The sequence below is a fragment of the Gilliamella sp. HK2 genome (assembly GCF_001690265.1).
Taxonomy (GTDB): domain Bacteria; phylum Pseudomonadota; class Gammaproteobacteria; order Enterobacterales; family Orbaceae; genus Gilliamella; species Gilliamella apicola_C.
Window position 1 is genome coordinate 1 of record NZ_LZGV01000015.1, and the last position, 944, is coordinate 944.

Below are 944 nucleotides of genomic sequence, written 5' to 3' on the forward strand. Positions count from 1 at the left end.
TTATTAACAAGCCATTAACTTCCGCTATTCGTTCACTAAGTGACTTGCCCGCCGTGACGAATAAACGTACCTTGTATGGGGTCATCACCGAATTTAGCCAGCTATCAGTCAATAAAGATGAAGCTCATTACCAAGTCGTGTTATCTTCGTGCTTAGCACGGCTGTCCGTGGGGAAAAATAGTGCCATATTTCAAAATCAAAGCGTGGTCAGCGTGGTTGAAGAAGTGCTACGCAGCCACGGCTTTACCGGCATTGATTACCGGTTAGTGCTCAAAGACAGTTACCCTGAACGGGAGTTTATCACTCAGTGGCAAGAAAGCGACCTAGAATTTATTCAACGCTTATTGGCTGATGTCGGTATCTGGTTCCGCTTTGAAACCCATGCCGAGCATGATTGTGATGTGATGGTGTTAAGTGATTATGAACAAGGCTATGCACAGGTGGCCAATATCGACTATAAACTGCCGAGTGGCATGGTTGATACGGGCGTGGAAAGTGTTTGGGATATCACCTTACATAGCGAAGTGGTACCCGCCTCAGTGACTGTTCAAGACTATAACTACCGTGATGCCAAAGCCGATTTACTCACTGATATCAACACCCAACCGAAAACCACCACCACGCAAGGCACTGATTACCGTTACGAAGAGCATTATAAAAACGGACAAGGTCAGCAGAGTAAGCCAAATGATAAAGCCGCTAACTCTAGCCAACCACAAACCGCTAACCCGTCACCGCAAGATGACGGTATTGAGCAAGATAACGCCATTGAAAGCGGTCAATGGTATGCCAAAATCCGCCATGAGCAGGCGATTAGCCAGCAAATTATCATTAAAGGTAAGAGTAATCGCTATAACCTTGCCCCCGGTCAATGGATTAATATCAACGGCAGTCCGCTAACGAATATTAATGACGGTATCCTCATTTTAAGTGTACAAGGGCAA

At 45.7% G+C, this 944-nt stretch carries 1 protein-coding gene; it reads left to right on the forward strand.

What is annotated here, in order from left to right:
• On the forward strand, window positions 1–944 hold a 944-nt coding region (locus tag A9G45_RS00950), incomplete at both ends, for a type VI secretion system Vgr family protein (RefSeq protein WP_176701800.1).